Source organism: Spiroplasma endosymbiont of Lasioglossum malachurum, assembly GCF_964020065.1.
Lineage (GTDB): Bacteria > Bacillota_I > Bacilli_A > Mycoplasmatales > VBWQ01 > Spiroplasma_E.
The window spans coordinates 97410-121065 of record NZ_OZ026534.1 but is presented as its reverse complement, the minus strand read 5'-3'; the positions used below and the strand labels follow the sequence as shown (position 1 = coordinate 121065).

At 28.3% G+C, this 23656-nt stretch carries 41 protein-coding genes and 1 pseudogene; 4 read left to right on the top strand and 38 right to left on the bottom strand.

The genetic code is table 4. The annotated features are described in order from the left end of the window. Positions 1-6: 6 nt before the first annotated feature. The 33 genes and pseudogenes from AACK95_RS00660 to rpsJ all read right to left on the bottom strand — a co-directional run. On the bottom strand, positions 7-885 hold the full coding sequence (locus AACK95_RS00660) for an energy-coupling factor transporter ATPase (protein WP_338980361.1): 879 nt from the start codon (positions 883-885) through the stop codon (positions 7-9). Next, entirely contained in the window at positions 861-1703 is an 843-nt protein-coding gene (locus tag AACK95_RS00655; RefSeq protein WP_252320168.1) for an energy-coupling factor transporter ATPase, read from the bottom strand. The genes AACK95_RS00660 and AACK95_RS00655 overlap by 25 nt, the downstream gene beginning before the upstream one ends. A gap of 192 nt (positions 1704-1895) precedes the next feature. Beyond that, positions 1896-2843, bottom strand: a complete 948-nt coding sequence (locus AACK95_RS00650; protein ID WP_338980360.1) for an IS30 family transposase — start codon at positions 2841-2843, stop codon at positions 1896-1898. Positions 2844-2914: 71 nt separating this feature from the next. Continuing rightward, entirely contained in the window at positions 2915-3340 is a 426-nt protein-coding gene (locus tag AACK95_RS00645; RefSeq protein WP_338980359.1) for a M60 family peptidase N-terminal accessory domain-containing protein, read from the bottom strand. Positions 3341-3737: 397 nt separating this feature from the next. Beyond that, on the bottom strand, positions 3738-4103 hold the full coding sequence (rplQ, locus tag AACK95_RS00640; RefSeq protein ID WP_338980358.1) for a 50S ribosomal protein L17: 366 nt from the start codon (positions 4101-4103) through the stop codon (positions 3738-3740). Positions 4104-4121: 18 nt separating this feature from the next. Beyond that, positions 4122-5090 carry a DNA-directed RNA polymerase subunit alpha gene (locus AACK95_RS00635; protein WP_338958153.1) on the bottom strand — a complete coding sequence of 323 codons (969 nt, stop codon included), beginning with the start codon at positions 5088-5090 and terminating at the stop codon, positions 4122-4124. An 18-nt stretch (positions 5091-5108) separates the two neighbouring features. Beyond that, a complete protein-coding gene (gene rpsK / locus AACK95_RS00630; RefSeq protein WP_252319229.1) occupies positions 5109-5501 on the bottom strand; it encodes a 30S ribosomal protein S11 in 393 nt (130 codons plus the stop codon). Positions 5502-5518: 17 nt separating this feature from the next. Continuing rightward, a complete protein-coding gene (gene rpsM / locus AACK95_RS00625; RefSeq protein ID WP_174480910.1) occupies positions 5519-5917 on the bottom strand; it encodes a 30S ribosomal protein S13 in 399 nt (132 codons plus the stop codon). A gap of 24 nt (positions 5918-5941) precedes the next feature. Further along, positions 5942-6055 carry a 50S ribosomal protein L36 gene (gene rpmJ, locus AACK95_RS00620; RefSeq protein WP_174480911.1) on the bottom strand — a complete coding sequence of 38 codons (114 nt, stop codon included), beginning with the start codon at positions 6053-6055 and terminating at the stop codon, positions 5942-5944. A gap of 21 nt (positions 6056-6076) precedes the next feature. After that, positions 6077-6397 (bottom strand): translation initiation factor IF-1, encoded by a 321-nt coding sequence (infA, locus tag AACK95_RS07095; RefSeq protein WP_348774424.1) that lies wholly within the window; start codon positions 6395-6397, stop codon positions 6077-6079. Continuing rightward, on the bottom strand, positions 6397-7179 hold the full coding sequence (map, locus tag AACK95_RS00610; RefSeq protein WP_338958159.1) for a type I methionyl aminopeptidase: 783 nt from the start codon (positions 7177-7179) through the stop codon (positions 6397-6399). The genes infA and map overlap by 1 nt, the downstream gene beginning before the upstream one ends. After that, positions 7172-7837, bottom strand: coding sequence for an adenylate kinase (locus AACK95_RS00605; RefSeq protein ID WP_338980357.1), 666 nt, complete (start codon positions 7835-7837; stop codon positions 7172-7174). The genes map and AACK95_RS00605 overlap by 8 nt, the downstream gene beginning before the upstream one ends. 9 nt (positions 7838-7846) lie before the next feature. After that, positions 7847-9205: a preprotein translocase subunit SecY gene (gene secY, locus AACK95_RS00600; protein ID WP_338958165.1), complete on the bottom strand. Its 1359-nt coding sequence runs from the start codon at positions 9203-9205 to the stop codon at positions 7847-7849. After that, positions 9206-9649, bottom strand: a complete 444-nt coding sequence (gene rplO / locus AACK95_RS00595) for a 50S ribosomal protein L15 (RefSeq protein WP_174480916.1) — start codon at positions 9647-9649, stop codon at positions 9206-9208. A 9-nt stretch (positions 9650-9658) separates the two neighbouring features. Next, positions 9659-10363 (bottom strand): 30S ribosomal protein S5, encoded by a 705-nt coding sequence (gene rpsE / locus AACK95_RS00590; RefSeq protein WP_338980356.1) that lies wholly within the window; start codon positions 10361-10363, stop codon positions 9659-9661. An 18-nt stretch (positions 10364-10381) separates the two neighbouring features. Then, entirely contained in the window at positions 10382-10732 is a 351-nt protein-coding gene (gene rplR, locus AACK95_RS00585; RefSeq protein ID WP_338980355.1) for a 50S ribosomal protein L18, read from the bottom strand. A gap of 30 nt (positions 10733-10762) precedes the next feature. Continuing rightward, positions 10763-11317: a 50S ribosomal protein L6 gene (rplF, locus tag AACK95_RS00580; protein ID WP_338980354.1), complete on the bottom strand. Its 555-nt coding sequence runs from the start codon at positions 11315-11317 to the stop codon at positions 10763-10765. A 12-nt stretch (positions 11318-11329) separates the two neighbouring features. Next, positions 11330-11734, bottom strand: coding sequence for a 30S ribosomal protein S8 (rpsH, locus tag AACK95_RS00575; RefSeq protein ID WP_174480920.1), 405 nt, complete (start codon positions 11732-11734; stop codon positions 11330-11332). Between the two features lie 13 nt (positions 11735-11747). Further along, positions 11748-11933 (bottom strand): type Z 30S ribosomal protein S14, encoded by a 186-nt coding sequence (locus tag AACK95_RS00570; protein ID WP_174480921.1) that lies wholly within the window; start codon positions 11931-11933, stop codon positions 11748-11750. A gap of 1 nt (position 11934) precedes the next feature. Continuing rightward, the gene (rplE, locus tag AACK95_RS00565; protein WP_174480922.1) at positions 11935-12492 is read right to left on the bottom strand and encodes a 50S ribosomal protein L5; all 558 of its coding nucleotides are present in this window, start codon (positions 12490-12492) and stop codon (positions 11935-11937) included. 21 nt (positions 12493-12513) lie between these two features. Further along, the gene (gene rplX, locus AACK95_RS00560) at positions 12514-12861 is read right to left on the bottom strand and encodes a 50S ribosomal protein L24 (protein WP_338980353.1); all 348 of its coding nucleotides are present in this window, start codon (positions 12859-12861) and stop codon (positions 12514-12516) included. Positions 12862-12874: 13 nt separating this feature from the next. Continuing rightward, positions 12875-13243, bottom strand: a complete 369-nt coding sequence (gene rplN / locus AACK95_RS00555; protein WP_174480924.1) for a 50S ribosomal protein L14 — start codon at positions 13241-13243, stop codon at positions 12875-12877. A gap of 21 nt (positions 13244-13264) precedes the next feature. Beyond that, the gene (gene rpsQ, locus AACK95_RS00550; RefSeq protein ID WP_338980352.1) at positions 13265-13543 is read right to left on the bottom strand and encodes a 30S ribosomal protein S17; all 279 of its coding nucleotides are present in this window, start codon (positions 13541-13543) and stop codon (positions 13265-13267) included. After that, positions 13543-14037: a 50S ribosomal protein L29 gene (gene rpmC / locus AACK95_RS00545; protein ID WP_338958179.1), complete on the bottom strand. Its 495-nt coding sequence runs from the start codon at positions 14035-14037 to the stop codon at positions 13543-13545. Before rpmC ends, rpsQ begins: the two co-directional genes overlap by 1 nt. Then, positions 14018-14503: a 50S ribosomal protein L16 gene (gene rplP, locus AACK95_RS00540; RefSeq protein WP_281748520.1), complete on the bottom strand. Its 486-nt coding sequence runs from the start codon at positions 14501-14503 to the stop codon at positions 14018-14020. Before rplP ends, rpmC begins: the two co-directional genes overlap by 20 nt. Position 14504: 1 nt before the next feature. Then, positions 14505-15248, bottom strand: a complete 744-nt coding sequence (rpsC, locus tag AACK95_RS00535; RefSeq protein ID WP_338958185.1) for a 30S ribosomal protein S3 — start codon at positions 15246-15248, stop codon at positions 14505-14507. A gap of 16 nt (positions 15249-15264) precedes the next feature. Further along, positions 15265-15597 carry a 50S ribosomal protein L22 gene (gene rplV / locus AACK95_RS00530; RefSeq protein ID WP_338980351.1) on the bottom strand — a complete coding sequence of 111 codons (333 nt, stop codon included), beginning with the start codon at positions 15595-15597 and terminating at the stop codon, positions 15265-15267. A gap of 12 nt (positions 15598-15609) precedes the next feature. Then, a complete protein-coding gene (gene rpsS, locus AACK95_RS00525; protein ID WP_338980350.1) occupies positions 15610-15882 on the bottom strand; it encodes a 30S ribosomal protein S19 in 273 nt (90 codons plus the stop codon). Between the two features lie 14 nt (positions 15883-15896). Beyond that, the gene (gene rplB / locus AACK95_RS00520) at positions 15897-16760 is read right to left on the bottom strand and encodes a 50S ribosomal protein L2 (protein ID WP_338980349.1); all 864 of its coding nucleotides are present in this window, start codon (positions 16758-16760) and stop codon (positions 15897-15899) included. Positions 16761-16784: 24 nt separating this feature from the next. Further along, positions 16785-17078, bottom strand: a complete 294-nt coding sequence (gene rplW, locus AACK95_RS00515) for a 50S ribosomal protein L23 (protein WP_252319250.1) — start codon at positions 17076-17078, stop codon at positions 16785-16787. Between the two features lies 1 nt (position 17079). Further along, positions 17080-17709, bottom strand: a complete 630-nt coding sequence (gene rplD, locus AACK95_RS00510) for a 50S ribosomal protein L4 (RefSeq protein WP_422397151.1) — start codon at positions 17707-17709, stop codon at positions 17080-17082. A 23-nt stretch (positions 17710-17732) separates the two neighbouring features. Next, positions 17733-18425 carry a 50S ribosomal protein L3 gene (gene rplC, locus AACK95_RS00505; RefSeq protein WP_338980347.1) on the bottom strand — a complete coding sequence of 231 codons (693 nt, stop codon included), beginning with the start codon at positions 18423-18425 and terminating at the stop codon, positions 17733-17735. Positions 18426-18540: 115 nt separating this feature from the next. Next, positions 18541-18843 (bottom strand): annotated as a pseudogene (gene rpsJ, locus AACK95_RS00500) (30S ribosomal protein S10); the annotation flags it as partial. A 397-nt stretch (positions 18844-19240) separates the two neighbouring features. Here rpsJ and AACK95_RS00495 point away from each other — a divergent pair. After that, positions 19241-19384, top strand: coding sequence for a hypothetical protein (locus AACK95_RS00495; RefSeq protein ID WP_338980076.1), 144 nt, complete (start codon positions 19241-19243; stop codon positions 19382-19384). 6 nt (positions 19385-19390) lie between these two features. Beyond that, a complete protein-coding gene (locus AACK95_RS00490) occupies positions 19391-20140 on the top strand; it encodes an IS30 family transposase (protein ID WP_338980934.1) in 750 nt (249 codons plus the stop codon). A 286-nt stretch (positions 20141-20426) separates the two neighbouring features. Here the strand turns inward: AACK95_RS00490 and AACK95_RS00485 are convergent, their stop codons facing one another. The 5 genes from AACK95_RS00485 to AACK95_RS00470 form a co-directional block, all read right to left on the bottom strand. Further along, positions 20427-20918 (bottom strand): hypothetical protein, encoded by a 492-nt coding sequence (locus AACK95_RS00485; protein ID WP_338980346.1) that lies wholly within the window; start codon positions 20916-20918, stop codon positions 20427-20429. A gap of 32 nt (positions 20919-20950) precedes the next feature. After that, complete coding sequence (locus tag AACK95_RS00480; RefSeq protein ID WP_338980345.1) at positions 20951-21502, bottom strand: hypothetical protein; 552 nt, start codon at positions 21500-21502, stop codon at positions 20951-20953. Next, entirely contained in the window at positions 21503-21790 is a 288-nt protein-coding gene (locus AACK95_RS07090; protein WP_422397150.1) for an IS30 family transposase, read from the bottom strand. Further along, the gene (locus AACK95_RS00475; RefSeq protein ID WP_338980343.1) at positions 21721-22092 is read right to left on the bottom strand and encodes a hypothetical protein; all 372 of its coding nucleotides are present in this window, start codon (positions 22090-22092) and stop codon (positions 21721-21723) included. The genes AACK95_RS07090 and AACK95_RS00475 overlap by 70 nt, the downstream gene beginning before the upstream one ends. A 165-nt stretch (positions 22093-22257) precedes the next feature. Then, complete coding sequence (locus AACK95_RS00470) at positions 22258-22452, bottom strand: helix-turn-helix domain-containing protein (RefSeq protein ID WP_338980341.1); 195 nt, start codon at positions 22450-22452, stop codon at positions 22258-22260. A 174-nt stretch (positions 22453-22626) separates the two neighbouring features. Between AACK95_RS00470 and AACK95_RS00465 the strand changes: the two genes are divergently transcribed. Further along, positions 22627-23247, top strand: a complete 621-nt coding sequence (locus AACK95_RS00465) for a ribonuclease H family protein (protein WP_338980340.1) — start codon at positions 22627-22629, stop codon at positions 23245-23247. A 23-nt stretch (positions 23248-23270) separates the two neighbouring features. Continuing rightward, entirely contained in the window at positions 23271-23603 is a 333-nt protein-coding gene (locus AACK95_RS00460; RefSeq protein ID WP_338980339.1) for a hypothetical protein, read from the top strand. Positions 23604-23656 lie beyond the last annotated feature (53 nt).

The following is a 23656-nucleotide window of genomic DNA, read 5'->3' as shown; positions in this document are numbered from 1 at the left end:
TACTCCTTACTTTTTATTGCTATTTTTTTTGGATAATATTTTTGACAACTGGTCAATTAATTCTGAATCACTTCTAGCAGTAATTTTTGATGTATCAAATCCTGCTGCTTCTAATTTATATAAAAAACTATAAATTTTTGGTGGCTCAATTCCGGTTTCGGTAATTAATTTTTTATCTCTAAAAATAGTAATTGGATCTGCTTTTTTATAAATCTGTGTATTATGTAATACAATAACTTCATCAGCAACCATTAGTACATGATTCATATTATGAGTTACTAAAATAATAGTTTTATTTTCTTTATGATTTAAATCATAAAATAAATTAATTAATTCTTTTTCACCATCGGGATCAAGTCCTGCTGTTGGTTCATCTAAAATTAAAGTATGACCTTGTAATGCCAAAATACCAGCAATAGCAACTCTTCGTTTTTGACCACCAGACAAATCAAATGGACTTCTTGATAAGTATGTTTCGTCTAATCCAATCAAATTAATATATTTTTTTGCTAACTCTCGTGCTTTATCTTTTTTCTCACCAAAATTAACTGGTCCAAACATAATATCTCGTTCAATAGTTTCTTCAAATAACTGATATTCGGGAAATTGAAAAACTAAGCCAATTTGTTTACGTATTTTTTTAATATCACGAATTTTTTTTTGATTAGCCTTAATAATAAAATCATTAATAGCAACTGAACCTGCCATTGGAACTAATAAACCATTAATATGTTGAATCATAGTTGATTTACCACTGCCAGTTTCACCAATAATAGCAACTATTTTTTGTTCAACAATTTCAATAGTAATATCTTTTAATGCTTGATATTGATAAGAGGTTTTTGGAGAATAAGTATAACTTACTTCTTTGAATTTAATTGACATAAGCTAGAAATCAGCTCCTCTTCACTTAATGTTTCATTAATATTAATTCCCTTATTTTTTAAACCTAACGATACTTTTAAAACAAAAGGAATATCTAAATGAATACTTTGTAAAAACTCTCATTCTTTTAATATTTCAGATGGAGTTCCATAACGAACTAATTTACCTTTATTCATAACAATAATTTTATCGGCATTAATAATTTCATCCATATCATGAGTAATAGAAATAATAGTTTTATTGCGTTGTTCTTGTAATTTTAACATAATTTCTTTAACTTCTCGTTTACCTTTTGGATCAAGCATACTAGTTGCCTCATCAAAAATAATAATATCAGGTTCTAAAGCTAAAACTGAAGCAATAGCTACACGTTGTTTTTGACCACCAGATAATCATAGTGGTTCATGATCTAAATATTTTTCCATACCCACTGCCCTAGAAACTCTGTCAATAATTGCTGGCATATCACTGGGCTCAACTAAATGATTTTCCAAGCCAAAAGCAATATCATCACGAACAGTTGAACCTATAAATTGGTTATCAGGATTTTGAAAAACAATACCTAAGTGACGACGTAATTGTTTAATGTTTTTATTAGTAATTGTTTCACCAAATAATTGAATTGTACCTTTTTGTTTGTGTAAAACACCAATAATAATTTTTGAAAGTGTTGACTTACCACTACCATTATGACCAATTATAGTAATATATTCACCATGATTAATATCAAAACTAACATTATCAACAGCGTTATTGTATTCTGGTTTATAACGAAATTCAACATTTTTTAAACTTAATGAAATTTTAGATTTACTCATATTACTTCTAACTCCATTTTAAATATTATGCTAGTAAAATTATAACAGTAATTTTATATATATATCAATTTATAATTTATAAAAATTATAAAAAAAGAAAAAAATGAACAATATCTGTTCAAAATTGAAGTTAAATTATTGTTCATTTTCTAATAAAATTTAGTTTATGCTAAATTGTAAAGGTAAGTGCAACTAAATTATTTTTCTATCCAAATATTTGATTGGTGAAAGATAATTTAATATTTTTCTCGATCTTTGATTTAAAGACAATATAAATTTATGAACTTCATTTTTATTAGTTTTTGAAAAAATAAATTTTTTAGGAAATTTTTCTCTAATTAAACCATTAGTATTTTCATTAGTACCTCTTTGTCAAGATGAATATGGATTGGCAAAATAAATTTTTACATTTAAATTTTTTTCAAGTTGTTGTCAATTTGAAAATTCTTTGCCACGATCAAAAGTAATAGTTTTAACAATGTTTTTAGGAAGAATTGATAAATAATAACTGACATTTTTATTAATAACTTTAGTAGTTCTGTTTTTAACTAATATTGCTAAAGTAAATCGTGATACTCTTTCAACTAAAGTTATTAAACATGATTTGCTTTTACCTCTTGATGATATAGTATCTCCTTCTCAATGACCAAGTGTTATACGATCATTAACATTTATATCTCGTTCTTTAATTGATTTACCATTAAACTTGCCACGATTTTCTTTAGATTTTCGTTTTTTACCTTTTCTTCTTAAATTTTTACTAGTAACTTTATCAAGCATTCCAAAATAAATTCAAGTATAAATTGTTTTAAAACTAATAACTCATTGTTTATGAAAATTTTTAATTCTGCCATAAATTTGTTCAGGTGATCAACCTAATAGTAATTTTTGTTGTACATATTTTACTAAATTCTTATTTTTAAACTTATGAAAACTAATATGTGATTGTTTTCGATTTTCAGCTTTATTTTGTGCAATTAATGAAAAATAATGATTATTATCTTTATTTCTATTAATTTCTCGAATAATAGTACTAATACTTCGATTAAGATTTTTAGCTATTTCACTAATTTTAAATTTAAATTTCAATTGATTCTCAATATAAATCCTTTCATCTATGCCAAGATGTTTATAACTCATATAAAACTCCTTACTTTTTTCTAAACTAAATTTAGCATTATGAAATTTTTATATGAGAATTTTTTGCAATTTTATTTACTTGCACTTACAAGTATAATTCAGCGAAATTCTTCATTTGTTGTTGATACAACAACAAATGTTGGATCTTCTACTTCTGATTCAGCAGTAATTAATACTTCGTAATCAGTACTTTCACTTTTATTATACAGATATAACATACCTTCTATTTCAGAAATAATAGTTTGATTTTCTTCATTAATAACATACTCTTTTGGTTTTAAACTTTGACCATCATTTAAATTTTTATAACTTCCTCATTGTCCAATAAAAATGCTAAGTAAAGATTCATCATTTTCTAATAATTTTATTGTTATTTTTGATCCTTTAACTACAAAAATTCCTGTTGGAGTAAATTTAGAATGATTAAGTACTCTTTGTTCCTTAGTAAGATTTTCTTCAACAATACCTTGTGCATTAGCAACAACCATTTTTTTCATATTTTTTCTCCTTTATTTGAGATAAATATTTAAAAATTACTATATCTAGTAAATTTCTTTACAAAAATAATTTTAATTATTGACTGATATTTTTTTGATAATTATTGTTTTATATACAAATAATCCAAATACTATCCCGATCAAATATATAAGTTTTATTTTTAATTAAAAAAACTAAAAACTCCTTACAAAAATAAGGAGTAATAATCTATAAATTTTTATAAAATAAAACTTATATATGTAATATAACATTGAAATAATAAAAATACCATAAAAAAATATTTATCAATAATTGTATTAAAAAATACAATTTTATTTAAAATTGTCAACATATAAAAAAGAGAAAACATAAAAATGCTTTACTCTTTCCAAAATTTTCTTGCTTTAATATTTTTAATTAAACAAAAGTAATTAATACCATTGGTGCATTATCACCAGTTCTATTATCTACTTTAATTAACTTTGTATATCCACCTTTACGGTCTTTATATCTTTCAGCAATATTATCAAATAATGTTGGAATAACACCATCCTTTGGATGCTCTTTAGTTGTAATTTTACGCAATTTAGCAATTGCCATTCTTCTTGAATGCAAATCACCACGTTTAGCTAACGTTACTAAAGGTTCAATAAATGTTTGTAATCTTTTTGCTCTTTTTTCTAACAAAACTAATTTTCCATGAACAATTAATTCACTTGCTAAATTACGGATTTCAGCATCTACTTTAGCATTATTTCTTCCGATATCGTTAATATATGACATTTTTTCTTATCCTCCTTCTTAGTTTTTAATAGAAAACTCTAAATTATGTTTTGATACACAATCTTCAATTTCTTTAATTGATTTTGAACCTAAATGTTTAATTTGTTTAATTTCATCTAAACTTTTAGTTACAATATCACCCAAAGTTTTATAACCATCACGTTTTAAACAATTGTATGAACGAACAGTTAAATTCAATTCTTCTAAGGCTTTGTTTAAATCATTATTTTCTTGCTCATTAGTAATTGAAATAACTTCAAAGTTTTTAACATTATCATCTAAATTAACAAAAAACTCAATATGACTCATTAAAATTTTAGCTGCCATTGCAATAGCTGATGCTGCTTTAACTGAACCATTAGTTTGTACACGAAGAATTAATTTTTCATATTCAATACCCTTTAATGTTTTAGTTACAGGTTCAATTTTATAATCAACTTTTTCAACAGGTGAAAAGTTTGAATCAATAGCAATAATGCCTGAACTATTAGCAATTTCTTTTTTATTTTCCTCAAATGAAGAATAACCACGAGATTTCTTTACCATTAATTCCATTTCAAAAAGAACATTTCTTGAAGTTGTTCGAGCAATAATTAATTCTGGATTAACTACTCTAACATCAGTTGGACAAATAATATCTCCGGCAGTAATATCTTGTTCACCAGTAATACTAATTTTTAAATTAGCAATTTTTTCGTCCTTTTGAATATCACCATCAAAAGCTAAAACTAAGTCCTTAACATTTAAAATTATTTCAGAAACATTTTCAATTACACCTTTAACTGCAGTAAATTCATGAGATACACCACTTATTCTAATTGCATATACAGAAATACCTGGTACTGAAGATAATAATGTTCTTCTTAAGGCATTAGCTAAAGTTGTTCCATAACCACGTTCTAATTGACTCACAATAAATTCACTGTAATTAATAGCACTATTTTCACTGTTTAAACTAAATTTTGGTTTTAAAAATTGTTGTTCCATGTTTTATTTTCACCTACTTTATTTTCTTGGTTTTTTTGGTGGACGACAACCATTATGAGGGATTGGTGTCACATCATTTAAATCTTTGATTTCAAAACCTACTGCTTGTAAACTACGAATTGATGGTTCTCTTCCTGGTCCTGTTCCATTAACAAAAACACTTAAAATTTTAACTCCGTGTTCCATAGCAGTTTTACCTGCAGCTTCAGCTGCTAACTGTGCTGAGTGAGGAGTTGATTTACGAGTTCCTTTGAAACCTACTGCTCCAGCACTTGATCAAGCAATAACATTACCATTAAGATCAGTAATAGTAACAATAGTATTATTAAAACTTGCTTTAATAAATGCTTTTGCTTTAATAAAATTAGGATTAACTTTAATTTTTTTCTTTACTGTTGTTTTTATATTCATTATTTTTTTCCTCCTAATTAACTTGCTTTTTTCTTGTTAGCAACCGTTTTACGTGGTCCCTTGCAAGTTCTTGCATTAGTTTTTGTTGATTGTCCTCTGGCTGGTAATCCTTTACGATGACGAATACCACGATAACATCCAATTTCCATTAATCTCTTAATGTTTAAAGACACTTCACGTCTTAGTTCACCTTCAGTTTTATATTTCTTTTCAATTAATTGACTAATTGAACTTAATTCTTTTTCTGTTAATTCATTAATTTTTTTAGTTTCTTCAATTTTTAGTTCTTTTAATATTTCTGAAGATTTGCTGCGACCAATTCCATAAATTCTTGTTAAACCAATTACTGTATGTTGATTTCCAGGAATATTTACTTGCGCAATTCTTCGACTTGCATTATTAGTATTTGATGTCATATTTATTTTTCCTCCTTAATATTTCTATCCTTGACGTTGCTTATGTTTAGGATTTTCACAAATGATTACATTACGTTTTTTACGTTTGATTGGTTGACATTTGTCACAAATTTTTTTAACTGATGCTTGTACTTTCATCATTTTCCTCCTGTTAAACTATTAGTTTTCTTTGTTTTCATCATCTTTATTTATCGGTAAATGTGTAGTAGCCATTCTGTTACGAAAAGTAATTCGTCCTTCAGTTAAATTATAAGTTGATAATTCAACTTTTACATGATCACCTTTGATAATTTTAATTTTATGTGTTTGCATACGACCAGATGGTCTTACAATAGGAGTAAAGTCATATTCATTCAACTTTACTTTAAATCTAGCATTAGGTAAGACTTCTATTACTATACCTTCACATTCAATAGTACTATCATTAGTTTTTTTTACTTTTTGAACTTTGGGTTTAACTACTTGTTTTGGTTTAGCCATTAATTACATTCCTCATTATTTTTTTGATTTTCATTAAGTATTGTTAGTACTTCACATCCATCATTAGTTACTAGGATAGTGTGTTCAAAGTGAGCAGTCTGCTGTTTATCAGCAGCAACTACTGTTCACTTATCACTTAAAACCAGAATTTTATCAGTTGTTGTTTGAACCATTGGTTCAATACAAATTGTCATTCCTGACTGCAATTTTATTCCAGTGTTGGGCTTACCAACATTAGGAATAGCTGGGTCTTCGTGGAGTTTTTTACCAATACCATGCCCAGTATATGATGTTGGTAAATAAAAGCCTTCGCTTTCTACATAAGTTTGAATGGCGTTACTAATATCACCAATTCTAACTCCTGGTGCAATAATTGCTATTGCTTTATTTAATGATTCTTTAGTCACATTAATAAGTTTTGCTTGTTCTGGTGTTGGTTTCCCACCAACACACATTGTAAAGGCAGCATCTGCATGATAACCATTAACAGCAGCACCAGCATCAATTTTCACAATATCATTCATTTTAAAAGGTTTATCATTAGGAATGCCATGAATTAATTGTTCATTAACTGAAACACAAATTGTGGCAGGAAACCCATGATAATTTAAAAAAGAAGGTACAGCATTATTTTCTTTAATAATTTGTGCTGCCACTTTATCAAGTATTTTACCCGTTATCCCAACTTTTATTATCTTTGCTAACTCTTTATGAATAAGTGCTACAACTTGACTAGCGGCTTTGATATTTTGAATTTCACTTTGACTTTTAATGCTAACCATTATTTTTATTTCCTTTTAATGATGATAAATATGATTTAATTTGTTTTTTAATATCACTATTATCTTGGTTGGCATCCACTGTTCTTAACAGTCCACGTTCTTGATAAGAATCTACCAATGGTACCGTTGCTACTTTGTAAGTTTTTAAACGATTGATAATTGTCTTTTCATCACTATCATCAATTCGCTTAATTAATTTTACCCCATCATTATCACAAATACCAGTAATCTTTGGTGGTAGGAAATTAAGATTATAAATTGCTTTACATTGAGGACAAGTAACTCTTGAAGACAAACGTTTAATAACTGTTTCTTCATTAATATCTAGATACAATACCATTGAAAGCGTTTCATTCAAACTTGTTAATATTTTGTCTAATGATGCTACTTGTGAGATTGTTCTTGGATAACCATCAAGAATAAAATTATGTTTAATATTTTTTAAAGTATTACTAATAATCTCATTTGTAATCTCATCAGGAACATATTGACCCTTATTAACATAAGTTTGAGCTTTTTTACCTACTGGTGATTGTTTTGTGATTTCATCACGAAACAAATCACCAGTTGATAAATGCATTAAATTATATTGTTCTTTCAGAAACTGTGACTGTGTCCCTTTCCCTGATCCTGGTGGACCTAAAATAATTAAATTCATCGTTACCCCCTAAGACCATAAGTGTTCTTTAACATCTTTGTTGTCCTTATAATTTAAGAATGAATGTTGAGTAATTCGTCCCTTAATTTGTTTTGTTGTATCTAATGCTACTCCAACCATAATTATTAATCCAGTTCCACCAACTGCTAATGAAGAAGGTAGATTAGTAAATTTAGAAATCAAAAATGGAGTTACTGCAACAGCAGTTAAAAAAAAGGAACCAATCGTACTTAAACGATTTAACATTCTTTTAATATAAATTTCTGTTTCCTTCCCTGGCTGAACGCCAGGAATATAAGTTCCTGATTTTTGAAAATTCTTAGCCATTTGTTCTGGATTAATTTGCACTTGTGCATATAAGAAAGTAAACATAATCGTCATTATAGCAAAAATACTAATTCCCGGCCACGACTGTAAAGATAAATAATTTCTAGCAAAATTAGCAAAACCACTATTTTGATCAACAATTTGTGCCACTGTCATTGGAGCAGTAATTAGTGCCGAAGAAAAAATAACAGGAATTACTCCGGCTGAGTTAACTTTTAAAGGTAAATAAGAACTTTTATCACCCTTTAAAGTTAAACCACTACCAGTTTGTTGAATTGGTAAGTGTCGCTCTGATTCACTAAAGAATACAACAACAAGAATAATCAGTAGGAAGGCTGCAAAATAAAGAGCAAATTTTAAAGCCCCTTGAAAAATAACACCGTTATTAGTATCTGGTCCTACTCAATACTTAAAAGTTGAAGCTAAGTTAAATGGTAAATTAGCAGCAATTCCACCAAAAATAATTAGTGAAATTCCATTACCAATACCACGATTAGTAATCTGATCAGCCATTCATAATGATAACATTGTCCCTGCTAGTAAAATAGCTGGAATTAATACATAATAGAAAACTTCTGGTCCAGCTGCTCCCGATCCCGAACTTCAATCAACACTAATAATATGTTGAGATTGTAAGCCAAAGATAGTGGCAAAACCTTGCATAATAGCAAAGGGAACAGTTAATACTCGATTCATTAACTCTAATTTTTTCTTACCTTTTTCGCCTGATTTAGCCCATCTTGTTAAAGTAGGAACAACATCAGTTGATAATAACTGCACAATAATTGATGCAGTAATGTAAGGTGAGACTCCAAGTGCAAAAACAGAAAATCTGCTAATAGCACCACCACCTAACATTGAAATTAAATTAAAGAATTCAATACCACTACTATTACTGCTACTTAAATCTTCATTCAAAGTTACTCCTGGAACTGTAATAAATGCTCCAACACGAAAGATAAATAAAATAAAAATGGTAAATAAAATTCTAATTATAACTTCTTTATACTTTTTTATTAATTCACGGGTTGTTGTGAACACTTAGATCACCTGCGCTTTTCCTCCGGCTTGTTCAATAGCAGTAATTGCTGATTTTGAAAATTTATGAGCTTTAATTGTTTTTGGTGTTGTTAATTTACCTTTACCAAGAACTTTAATACCATCTTTTTTACTTCTAATCAATTTTAATTGAAATAAAAGTTCAGGTGTTATTTCATGCTCTTTAATTAAATCAATTTGTTCTAAGTTAATAATACTATAATTGGTTGTAGTAAAGTTAGTAAACCCTCGTTTTGAAATACGACGGTACAGTGGTGTTTGTCCTCCTTCAAATCCGGGTCTTGTTCCACCACCGGTACGGGCATTTTGTCCTTTTGTCCCTTTACCAGCCGTTTTACCTTTTCCAGATGAAGTTCCTCTACCTAAACGTTTAATGTCTTTACGAGAACCTGGTGTTGGTTTTAAGTTATGTAATGTTGTTTCCATAATCCACCTCTAACCATTACTACGCTTAGTAGTAAGATTTTTATTTTTTATAAAATATTCTGCTGGTTTAACATTGCCAAGACCTGCAATTGTTGCTCTAGCTAAATTAATTTTATTTCTAGATCTAAATGCTTTTGAATAAATATTATGAATACCAGCTAATTCTAAAATATCACGAGCAGATCCACCAGCTTTAATTCCGATTCCTTCTTTAGCTGGTTTTAATAAAATTTCACTTCCACAATATTTACCTTTAACTTCATGAACAATAGAATTATTGTTTTTAGTTATCGTAATTGTTGTTAAATTTTTGTGAGCAGCTTCAATTGCCTTTTTAATTGCATCAGGAACTTCATTGGCTTTAGATATACCAAAACCAACTACTCCTTTACCATTACCAATAGCAACAGCAGCAGAGAAACGCAATCTTCTTCCCCCAGTTGTTACTTTGTTAATTTTTCTGATTCAAATCACTTTTTCAATAAATTCACTTGGAGTTTTTGGTTTACGTTCAAAATTTTTACGTGGTTCACGAACTTTATTTTCTTTTTTATCGTGGCTATTTCTTGGTTGTGATGAATTAGTATGTCTAATTTTATTTTCATTACTAGCAGGATTTTTTACTTCTGCTTTAACAGAAGGTTTTGCTACTGATTTTTGAACTTCAGTATTTTCTTTATCATCAATAATTGTTTTTTTATTTTCTAAACTCATACTTTTAATTCTCCTTTTTTAGAATTCTAATCCAGCACTACGCGCCGCTTCTGCGAATGCTTTCACTTTACCATGATATAAATATCCACCACGATCAAAAACCACTTTTTTAATTTTTTTCTTAATAGCTAAATTAGCAATTGTTTCTCCAAGTTTAGTAGCAACATCTATATTGCTTTTTGATGCTAAATCTTTAAATGTTAATGTTGATACACCAATAATTGTATTTGAAGCAGTATCGTCAATAATTTGAGCATAAAAACTATTATTAGATTTAAAGATATTTAAGCGTGGTCTTTCACTAGTACCCATAATTTTACTACGAATACGATAATGACGAACTTTACGAGCTTGTTGTTTATTAATCATTTTCTATTCTCCTTAAGTGCCAGTATAAGATTATTTACCTTTACCAGCAGCTTTTCCTTCCTTACGACGAATGTGTTCATTTTTATATTTAATTCCTTTACCTTTATATGGTTCTGGTTTACGGAATTTACGAATTTTGGCTGCAACTTCTCCAATTAATTGTTTATCAATACCACTAATTTGTAATACTGTTGGTTTAGGAGCAACAATGGTAATTCCTTGCGGAATTTCAAACTTAATAGGATGAGAATATCCTAATGTTAAATTTAAGATATTAGCTTGAACAGCAGCACGATATCCAACACCATTTATTTCTAATTCTTTCATGAAACCTGTTGATACACCAACTAACATTCCATTAATTAATGAATTAGTTGTTCCGTGAAGTTGTTTATTTTTTTTGTTATCATCAGGTCTTGTTGTAGTAATTGTTTTTTTCTCTTTATCAACGTTAATTTTAATAACATTTGGTAATAGTTTTTTTAAAGAACCTTTTGCTCCTGTAACAGTTAACAAGTTACTTGCATCTAGCGTTATTGAAGTATTTACTGGAATGGTAAGGATACGGTTACCAATACGTGACATATAGTTTCCTCCTTATCATACATAAGCAAGAACTTCGCCACCAAGACCAAGTTTTTTTGCTTGTTTATTTGTCATAATACCTTTTGATGTAGAAATGATTGCAATTCCATAACCATTTAACACACTTGGTAAGTCTTCACATTTTGCATACATTCTTAATCCTGGTTTAGATATTCTTTTTAAACCAAGAATTGGACTTTTACCAGTATGAACTAATAAAAGTTCTAATTTAGGTTTGCTAGGATTTTCTTTAGTAACACGATATTTTTCAATATAACCATTTTTTTGCAAGATATCAGCTATCTTAACTAGTTGTTTTGAAGAAGGTACACTAACTACTCGATGTTTACTGCTATCCGCAGCGCTAATAGCATTACGAATAACTGTTAAAATATTACTTATTGGATCTGTCATCATAATTATATACCTCCTATCATGATGCTTTTCTAATACCAGGAATTTGTCCTTGGTATACTAAACCGCGAAAACAAATACGGCATAACATAAATTTACGAATAACCGCATGAGGACGGCCACACTTTTGACAGCGTGTATATGCTTGCGTACTAAACTTTGATTTACGGGCTTGTCTTACTTTTAATGAAGTTTTTGCCATCTTATGCCACCTGCTTTCCTTGTTTTTTAAACGGTAATCCTATTTTTTTTAATAACAATAATGCTGTTGCATTATTTGATGTTGTGGTAATAATTGAGATTTCCATACCACGAACTTTATCTACTTCTTCATAATTAATTTCAGGGAAAATAATTTGTTCTTTAATACCAACAGTGTAATTACCATTTTGATCAAATGCTTTAACTGATAAACCTTGAAAATCACGAATTCTTGGTAAAGAAATTGAGATAAATTTATCAAGGAAATCATACATTTTTTCGCCACGTAATGTAACTTTACAACCAATTGGCATTCCTGCTCTTAATTTAAAGCCGGCAATTGACTTTTTTGCTTTAGTGATAATTGGTTTTTGACCAGTAATTTTTGATAATTCAGATACTGATTTATCAATGGCTTTTGGATTACTACTTGCATCTCCAACGCCAATATTAATAACAACTTTTTCAATTTTGGGTACTTGCATTATTGATGTAAAATTTAATTCTTTTTGCAATTGGGGAATAATAGTTTTATTATATTTTTCTTGTAAACGATTCATTTTTATGCTGTTACTCCTTTATTATCGTAATTCTGTTTCAGATCTTCGTGCAATACGAATTTTTTTGCCATCTTTATCAATTTTGTACCCAATTTTTGTTACTTTTTTATCTTTTTTACCATCAAAGATCATTACATTAGAAATGTGAACACTAGTTTTTACTTCCACAATTCCACCTTCTTGATCATTTTGGGTAGGTTTTTTATTTTTCTTAGCAGTAATACCTTCAATAATAACACGATTTTTTTCACGAAGTACTTGGATAATTGGTCCGGTATGACCTTTATGCTTTCCTGCAATGATTTTAATTTGGTCGCCTCTTTTTAATTTAGTATTAAGACTAATAACTGGTTTCTTTTTGCTTGCCATTTATTTCATCCTCCTAAACAATTTCTTCTGCTAAAGAAGCAATTTTATTATAACCACGCTCTTTAACTTCACGAGCCAAGACACCAAATACTCTAGTACCACGTGGCGTTTTATCTTCTTTAATAATTACTACTGCATTATCATCAAATTTTACACAAGAACCATCATTACGTTTTACACCAAATTTACTACGTACGACAACTGCTTTAACAACTTGTCCTTTTTTCATTGCACTATTAGGTGTTACTGATTTTGCTGAACAAACAACAATATCACCGATTTTAGCAAATTTTTTAGTACTACCACCCAAAACTCTAATAACCATAACTTCTTTAATACCAGTGTTGTCAGCCACATTGGCTCACGATAGATTTTGTAACATCTTTCTTATCCTCCTGGTTAATTAAGCTTTTTTATTTGTTTTAAATTCAATAATCTTTAACAAACGGAAGCGTTTTAGAGCTGAAAGTGGACGAGTTGAAATGATTTCAACCTTGTCACCAATTTTAGCTTGGTTAGTTTCATCATGGGCATGATACTTTTTAGTTGACTTAAAACTTTTATGGTACATTGGATGTCGTTTTGAAGTTTCAACAACAACAGTAATTGTTTTATCATTTTTGTCAGAACTTACAATTCCAACAAAAGTTTTACGTTGTTTGCTTGGAATAATATTTGTCATTATTCTTTGTCCTCCTTAGCTGGTGTCACAGTTTTCTTAACTGTAGGTTTTTTAGATGGTTTTTCTACTTTAGTAGTAGTAACTTTTTTAACTTCTTTGTTTGATGATTTTGCTTTAGTTGTTTTTTCAGTAACTTCTTTTTTAGCAATTTTATCTGATTCTTTAATAACTTCTGATTTAGTTATTGTTTTAACTTTAATATCTTTTTTATCATCAACTTTAGCAACTTTTTTAGTTTTTTTGCTTTCTTTATTTTCTTCTGGTAATACCATTTTATTAATATGTAATGGTTTGATTTTTTCACCATTATTAATTCTGATAGTTAATTCAGTTTTAATACGAGCAATATCCTTACGAAGATTATTTATCATATGCGGAGTTTCTAGTTTACCTAACGAACTTTGAATTCGTAAAGCAAACAATTGCGCACGAAGAGTTTCTTCATGTTGTTGTAATTCTAAAGTTGATTTATTTTTAATTACTTGCATTTCCATTTGCTTCACCCAATTCTGTTGTTAAATTTTTAGCAACCTTTACTTCTTCTGTTGGTTTTATTTCTCTAGTAACAATTTTACATTTGATTGGCAACTTGTGCATTGCAAGACGCAATGCTTCACGTGCTGTTGCTTCATTAGGATATGATACTTCAAACATAACTGTTTTTGCTTTTACTACTGAAACTCAATGATCAATTGAACCTTTTCCTGATCCCATACGTACTTCCGCTGGTTTTCTAGTAATTGGTAAATGTGGAAAGATTCTAATTCAAACTTTTCCACCACGTTTCATGTAACGTGTCATTGCTACTCTGGCTGCTTCAATTTGTCTTTCAGTAATGTAAGAACCTTCTTCAGCACGAAGTCCGTAAGTTCCAAAAGCAACTGTTTTACAACCTTTTGCAGTTCCTTCATAACTTAAACGGTGGACGCAAGAGTGTTTATATCTCTTAGGTATAGCCATCTTACTTTACCTCCTTACGTGGTTGTTGTGAGTAATTATTTCGGCGATTGTTATTATTTCTTTGATTATATTTTGAAATAATTTCAGGTTGAGTTGAGTCAGTTCCTGATAAAATTTCACCTTTATATACTCAAACTTTAATACCAATTTGACCAAAAGTTGTTTTTGCCTCAGCAGTAGCATAATCAATATTACTACGTAATGTTGCTAAAGGAACACTACTTTCTGAATAACCTTCAACACGTGCCATATCCGCTTCACCAAGTCTTCCTGAAACACGAGTTTTAATTCCCTTTGCTCCAGCACGAAGTGCTTTACGAATTGCTAATTTTTGTGTTGTACGATGTGACATACGATTGCTTATTTGTTGTGCTAATGTATTAGCAATTGTTTGCGCATCAATATCAGGATTTTTAATTTCAACAACATTAATTCTAATACCTATTTTACGATTTTTAATTGTTTTACGAACTAGTGTTGTTAATACTTCAATGTTTGAACCGCCTTGCCCTAAAACTGAACCAACACGAACACAGTGGATAAATAAGGTAATTTGTGATTTAGTTCTTTCAATTTCAATTTTAGAAACACCAGAAGTTTTTAAATGTGCAAATAGTGCTTTTCTAATTTTGTGGTCTTCTAAAATTCATTTTGCTAAATCTTCGTTACTAGTTGTATATCAACGTGATTGTCAATCTTTATTGATACCATATCTTAATCCATTTGGACTAACTTTGTGACCCATATTACTTATTTACCTCCTAATTATCGCTAACCACGATAGTGATTTTACTTGTTCTTTTTAAGATTTGATATGCTCTACCATGAGCACGGGGCATAAATCTTTTCATAGTTGGACCTTCATTTACAAATATTTCCTTAATACGTAATTTGTTGGCTTCCATTCCATAGTTATTAGCAGCATTAGCAACTGCTGAATTAATTAATTTTATAATTGGCTGTGCTGCGCGTTTTTTTTCATGAGCTAAAATTACTAGAGCTTTGGTAACAGCATTATCACGAACTAAATCGGCTACTAAACGCACTTTTCTTGGACTAATGCGTAATTTATCTAAATGAGCTTTTGCTTCCATAATTTCTATCTCCTAACGCTTTTTCTTGTCAGAACCGTGACCACCAAACTTACGTGTGGGTGCGAATTCTCCTAATTTATGACCAACCATATCTTCTGTTACATATACAGGTAAATGTGTTTTTCCATTATGTACACCGAATGTATGTCCAACAAATTGTGGGAAAATTGTTGAACGACGAGATCAAGTTTGAATAATTTTTTTTGATTTATTTTTATTTTGAGTTTCCACTTTGTTTAATAAATGACTATCAGCAAAGGGTCCATTTTTTAAAGATCTTGACATATATTACTTTCCTCCTACTTTATTGCATTTCTTCTTCGTACAATTAATTTATTTGATGCTTTTTTACTATCACGAGTTTTTAAACCTAATGCTTTTTTACCTCATGGTGTTACTGGAGCTTTTCTTCCGATTGGAGCTTTACCTTCTCCTCCACCATGTGGGTGATCATTTGGATTCATAACACTACCACGAACAGTAGGTCTAATTCCTTTTCAACGATTTCTTCCCGCTTTACCAATGTTTACTAAGTTATGATCATCATTTCCAACTGTACCAATTGTAGCTCGACAATTACTTAATACTTTTCTAACTTCACCTGATGTTAATTTTAATAATGTATACTTAGCTGTTTCATCACGACCAAGAATTTGAACACTACCACCAGCACTTCGTGCCATTTGTCCACCTTTACCTGGTTTTAATTCAACATTATGAACAACTGTTCCTTGTGGAATCTGTGATAATGGTAAACAGTTACCAACAGTAATATCAATTTTAACAGTATCACTGTTTTCACCACTTAATAACTTATCTCCTACTTTGATTCCTTTTGGTGCTAAGATATAACGCTTTTCACCATCAAGATAAGAAATAAGACAAATGTTAGCATTACGATTTGGATCGTATTCAATTGTTTTAATTGTTCCAACTACATTGTCTTTGTTACGTTTAAAATCAATAATACGGTATTTAACCTTATGACCATTACCTTGATGTTTTACTGTAATTTTACCTTGATTATTTCTACCAGCTTGTTTAACTAAATTTACTAATAAAGATTTTTCAGGGCTATTACCAATAGTTAAGTTCTGTTTGTAATCCAGAACGGTCATATTACGTCTTCCTGCAGTAGTGGGATTAATTTTTCTAATTGCCATTGTTTTTTTCTCCTTCCAATCTCATTAGCTTTGTTCTTCAGAACTAAACAAACTTAATTGTTCACCAGGAGCTAATTTAATAAGAGCTTTTTTTACTGCCGATGTTTTTCCAACAAATCTACCAACAGTTTTAGTTTTTGGTTTACTATTAATAATATTAACGTCTGCTACTTTAACTTCAAAAATCTGTTCAAAGGCTTTTTTAACGTGACTTTTATTAGCTTTACGGTTAACAGTAAATGTATAGATACCTTCAGCCATTTGTTTATAAGTTTTCTCAGTTAATACTGGTTTTACTATAACTTCACTTAAATGCATATTAAATTAAAGCCTCCTCAACGATTTTAATTGCCTCAGTAGTAAACAATACTTTTTTAGCATTTAATAAATCGTAAATATTAATACTATTAGCAGCGATTGTTGTTGTTCTAGGTAAATTACGACCTGATTTAATAACTGTTTCTTTATTGCTTATTCCTGAAACAATTAGTGTTTTATTGTTTGCTAATTCTAAAACTTTTAAAGTTTCTAACATAATTTTAGTTGAAGGTTTTTCAAAGTTTAATTCATCAATTACAACTATGTTTTTATTTTGGAATTTGGCAGCCAATGCTGATTTTATTGCCAATCTTCTTACTTTTTTTGGTAATCCAATTAAATAATTACGATCAGTATTTGGTCCAAAAACAATCCCCCCACCTTTTCATTGTGGTGAACGAATTGAGCCTTGACGCGCATTCCCTGTTCCTTTTTGTTTTCATGGTTTTCTACCACCGCCAGCAACTTCAGCACGACTTTTAACAGCGTGTGTTCCTTGACGTTTTGTAGCATTATAACTTAATAAACTATCAAACTGCGCTTGCTTGTGGGGTTCAATTCCTCAAATTTTTTCGTTTAAAGTTAATTCGCTAACTTTTGTTCCAACGTTGTTAACAACATTAATTTTCATTTTGCTATCCTCCATAATTAACTTTATTGACCATTAGTAACTTCGGTTGTAGTATTTTGATTTCTAACAACTAATGATACTGGGGTTTTGAGAATTGGTTTTTTAACTGCTTGTTTAATAACAAGAAAGCCTTGTTTTGGTCCTGGAACTGAACCTTTTACTAAAAGATAATTATTTTCTTTATCTACTTTAATAACTTCTAAGTTAGCAACACTACGTTTAACATTTCCCATTTGCCCTGGCATTGGTTGTGATTTAAACACACGGTTAGCATTAATAGAACCTGTTGAACCCATTTGACGATGTAAACCTGATCCATGACCCATTGGACCACGTGATTGATTATGACGTTTAATACGTCCTGTAAATCCTTTACCTTTAGAAGTTCCTTGGACATCAACGAATTCACCTGCTGTGAATACGTCAGCAACATTAATAAGATCTTTATGATTAAATCCGTTCATGTTACGAATTTCTTTCACGAAGCGCTTAGGTTGGCTGTCGGCTTTTTTAAAGTGTCCGATTGTTGGTTTGTTTGATAAAGTAACGCGAAGATCGAACGTTGCAAGTTGTAAACTACTATATTTGTCTTTTACATTTGTTTTAACTTGACTTACTACATTTGGTTGTACTTCGATAATTGTTACTGGAACTAGTTGTCCGTTGTTTAAGAAAACTTGTGACATTCCTAGTTTCTTACCTAAGATTCCTTTCATAATTTCCTCCTTGGAATATGTTGTAAATAATTAATATTTATCGATTTTAATAATTTTTTTTATTAATCTTTTTTGATACTTGATTTAAAGTTGATTTTTTTTCATCTTTAGATTCGATTATCAAAGAAATACTAACACTATTAGGGATAGTAAGTCCACTTAGAGCATTTAAAGATTTTGGTGATAATTGAGCACCAATAATTCTTTTGTGAGTTCTCTTTTCAAATTGTTCACGTGAATCTTTATGTTTATGCGGTGAACGAAGAATAGTGAAAATTTCTTTATGAGTTGGTAATGGAATTGGACCTACCACTTCAGCACCTTCTTTTTTTAACACATCTTTAATTTTCTGTGCTATTTGGTCAATAGCTGAGTGATCATAACTTTCTAAACGAATTTTTACTTTTTCTCCTATGATTGCCATTGGCTATATCCTCCTTAGAACGATTTTTAATAAAATAAAGAACAAAACATGTGATATAATGACAACTGATATCAGTGTATCAGCATTTATAAATAACAATCACGCCTTGTAAGTATAACATAGTGTAATGGTAAAAGGGAATAGCAAAATACAAAAAATACAAAAAAAATAATGGGTTTTTTGTTCATAATCTTTTAACTATTAATTTAGTTGTAAAAAATAAAGATTTTTATTAAAGCTGAATTATACTTGTAAGTGCAAGTAAATAAAATTGCAAAAAATTCTCATATAAAAATTTCATAATGCTAAATTTAGTTTAGAAAAAAGTAAGGAGTTTTTATATGAGTTATAAACATCTTGGCATAGATGAAAGGTTTATATTGAGAATCAATTGAAATTTAAATTTAAAATTAGTGAAATAGCTAAAAATCTTAATCGAAGTATTAGTACTATTATTCGAGAAATTAATAGAAATAAAGATAATAATCATTATTTTTCATTAATTGCACAAAATAAAGCTGAAAATCGAAAATAATCACATATTAGTTTTCATAAGTTTAAAAATAAGAATTTAGTAAAATATGTACAACAAAAATTACTATTAGGTTGATCACCTGAACAAATTTATGGCAGAATTAAAAATTTTCATAAAGAGTGAGTTATTAGTTTTAAAACAATTTATACTTGAATTTATTTTGGAATGCTTGATAAAGTTACTAGTAAAAATTTAAGAAGAAAAGGTAAAAAACGAAAATCTAAAGAAAATCGTGGCAAGTTTAATGGTAAATCAATTAAAGAACAAGATATAAATGTTAATGATCGTATAACACTTGGTCATTGAGAAGGAGATACTATAGTATCATCAAGAGGCAAAAGCAAATCATGTTTAATAACTTTAGTTGAAAGAGTATCACGATTTACTTTAGCAATATTAGTTAAAAAAAGAACTACTAAAGTTATTAATAAAAATGTCAGTTATTATTTATCAATTCTTCCTAAAAACATTGTTAAAACTATTACTTTTGATCGTGGCAAAGAATTTTCAAATTGACAACAACTTGAAAAAAATTTAAATGTAAAAATTTATTTTGCCAATCCATATTCACCTTGACAAAGAGGTACTAATGAAAATACTAATGGTTTAATTAGAGAAAAATTTCCTAAAAAATTTATTTTTTCAAAAACTAATAAAAATGAAGTTCATAAATTTATATTGTCTTTAAATCAAAGACCGAGAAAAATATTAAATTATCTTTCACCAATCGAATATTTGGATAGAAAAATAATTTAGTTGCACTTACCTTTACAATTTAGCATTAAAGTTATCTTTTTTAGCCATCTGTAACTCACTCTTTCTAGTCATTTAATTATATTTACTAGAATTAATTAAACATAGTTATTTTTGTAAGTTACACAGATTACTAAACATTACCTAATACCAAATTAAAATTAGATAAAATTCTTTTTATAAAAGATTATTTTTGTGAATACTTTTTAACTATATAAAATTTTAAATCGTTTGTCGAGCAGCAAATTTGATGCCTTAAAATTGATTTTAAAGATATAAAAAAATAAAATTATACACCACCAATAGCACAAGCACCAGAAGCCATTGTTGTAATACCACCAACAACATTACCAATTATGGGAATAGTATTTAAAGCACCATTAACAATAGTTAATGTGTTTTCACAATTTAAATTTGATTTATTTTCTAGATTTAGAAGTCTGTTGTCAAGTTCATTAACTTGTTTTTTTAAAGTTTCAAAATCTGCTTTGATTCCTTGAATATTTTTGTTTAATTCATCTAACTTTAATTCATGTTCAATTAAAGTTGAAATATAACTTCAATCTCTTATATAACCTTTTATTATTTCTTTTTCTTGTCTTTTTCAATTATATAATGCTTGAGGATTAAATGTTTTAGAATTATTGATTGCTTGTGGTAAAGTAGAATTTCATTCATTTATATGTGCAAATCATTGTTTAACTTTTGAATCATTTGCTATAATATTTGAAATTTCATTAAATTTATCTTGTGTTACATAGGTAAAAGTTGGTTTTGTCAAACCATAAGAATAGGGACTAAAAGTACCAACAATTATTTTTTTTCAAAATAGCCAATAAAGTGTGAGTAATTAGATTTATCCAATAAATAAACTTCTGATAATTTAAAATTATGATATTTTTTCTTTATGGCACTTTTAATTTCGTTATCAACGTTATGATTAATTTTTCCTAAATTAATTTTTATATCTTTATTTCAATCTGGAAAATCATTTTCTAAATTATCAAGACGATTATTTGGATAATATTTCTCATCTTCTGTTATTATTCTTACTGATTCAAAATCAAATCAATTAAATGGTTTTTCATAAAGTACAATTTCTATACGTTCTTTTCTAGAACTATCTGTATATACTTTTTCAATTTTTGAAAAATTATCTCAAATTGTTTTACCTACTTGTTGTATTTCTTTTCATGTTCATGGAAAAATTGCAGTAATTGAAATATCATTAGAATTATATCGTTGCATCATATCCTCTTTAAATTTTTCGCCAAGTTCTCATGCAGGATTATCTTTTCAATAATGATAATCAGCTATTATTCCTTCAAAAGTTTTTGGTGTGCTAAATTGTAAAGGTAAGTGCAACTAAATTATTTTTCTATCCAAATATTCGATTGGTGAAAGATAATTTAATATTTTTCTCGGTCTTTGATTTAAAGACAATATAAATTTATGAACTTCATTTTTATTAGTTTTTGAAAAAATAAATTTTTTAGGAAATTTTTCTCTAATTAAACCATTAGTATTTTCATTAGTACCTCTTTGTCAAGGTGAATATGGATTGGCAAAATAAATTTTTACATCTAAATTTTTTTCAAGTTGTTGTCAATTTGAAAATTCTTTGCCACGATCAAAAGTAATAGTTTTAACAATGTTTTTAGGAAGAATTGATAAATAATAACTGACATTTTTATTAATAACTTTAGTAGTTCTTTTTTAACTAATATTGCTAAAGTAAATCGTGATACTCTTTCAACTAAAGTTATTAAACATGATTTGCTTTTGCCTCTTGATGATACTATAGTATCTCCTTCTCAATGACCAAGTGTTATACGATCATTAACATTTATATCTCATTCTTTAATTGATTTACCATTAAACTTGCCACGATTTTCTTTAGATTTTCGTTTTTTACCTTTTCTTCTTAAATTTTTACTAGTAACTTTATCAAGCATTCCAAAATAAATTCAAGTATAAATTGTTTTAAAACTAATAACTCACTCTTTATGAAAATTTTTAATTCTGCCATAAATTTGTTCAGGTGATCAACCTAATAGTAATTTTTGTTGTACATATTTTACTAAATTCTTATTTTTAAACTTATGAAAACTAATATGTGATTATTTTCGATTTTCAGCTTTATTTTGTGCAATTAATGAAAAATAATGATTATTATCTTTATTTCTATTAATTTCTTGAATAATAGTACTAATACTTCGATTAAGATTTTTAGCTATTTCACTAATTTTAAATTTAAATTTCAATTGATTCTCAATATAAATCTTTTCATCTATGCCAAGATGTTTATAACTCATATAAAAACTCCTTACTTTTTTCTAAACTAAATTTAGCATTATGAAATTTTTATATGAGAATTTTTTGCAATTTTATTTACTTGCACTTACAAGTATAATTCAGCGTTGTAATTTTAATTAGATAAAATTTAATATTATTGTAAAATTAAAATAAACAATAGAGGAGTCATAATTATGGCAAGTAAATTTTATGCAGTAAAAAAAGGTAGAGTCATTGGAATATTTGAAAACTGGAATGAATGTGAAACACAAATTAGAGGTTATGCTGGTGCTCAGTATAAAAAATTTGCAACTAAAAAAGAAGCTCAAAATTATTTAGATGATAAAATTCAAATAAAATCTGAAAATCACTATAAATATGAAGTAATAGCATATACTGATGGTAGTTTTAAAAAAGAAATTAATCAATTTTCTTATGGACTTGTTTTCTTAAATAATGGCAAAAAAGATATATTTTATGAAAAATTTGATGATGAAAATTGAGCAAAATTAAGAAATGTTGCTGGAGAAATAATGGGTGCACAAAAGGCAATGCAGTTAGCTTTGGAAAATAATATAAAAACAATTTTAATTTGTCATGATTATGTTGGAATTAGTAAATGATGTACTGGTGAATGAAAAACTACTAAAGTAGAAACAAAGGCATATAAAGCATTTTATGATAAAATAGCAAAAGATGTTAATGTTTATTTTAAATGAGTTAAAGGTCATAGTGGTAATATATATAATGATGAAGCAGATGCTCTTGCTTGAAAAGCATTTAATTTAAAAAAAATGTCTAAACCAATAATTTAAATGTTAAAAAGGTGGTAAATAACATGATTAATAAAAAAATAATATTAGCAACTTGTTTAGGAAATATTATTGGAGGTAGTTTGTTTACTCTTTCTGATCTATATCAAAAAAGAGAACAAAATATTCTTGAATTTGATATTATTTCAGCTATAACAGTGCTTTCAGGATGTTTTACTGGTGCTCTTTTTGGTTTTATTTCAGGTCTTTTTTGTTGTTTAAATGATGAAGAAGATAATGGTGATTATAGAGAATTTTTTGAAAGTCAACAAATCATTGATAACACTCATTCTTTTCAATCTTCAAACGAATTTGCGCCTTTATTGCAAGAATATATTCTTGAAATTAATGATGAATAATTCATTCCTAATAATAATGCAGATCTTGTTTTTAATCCTCGTTTAGTTTATTA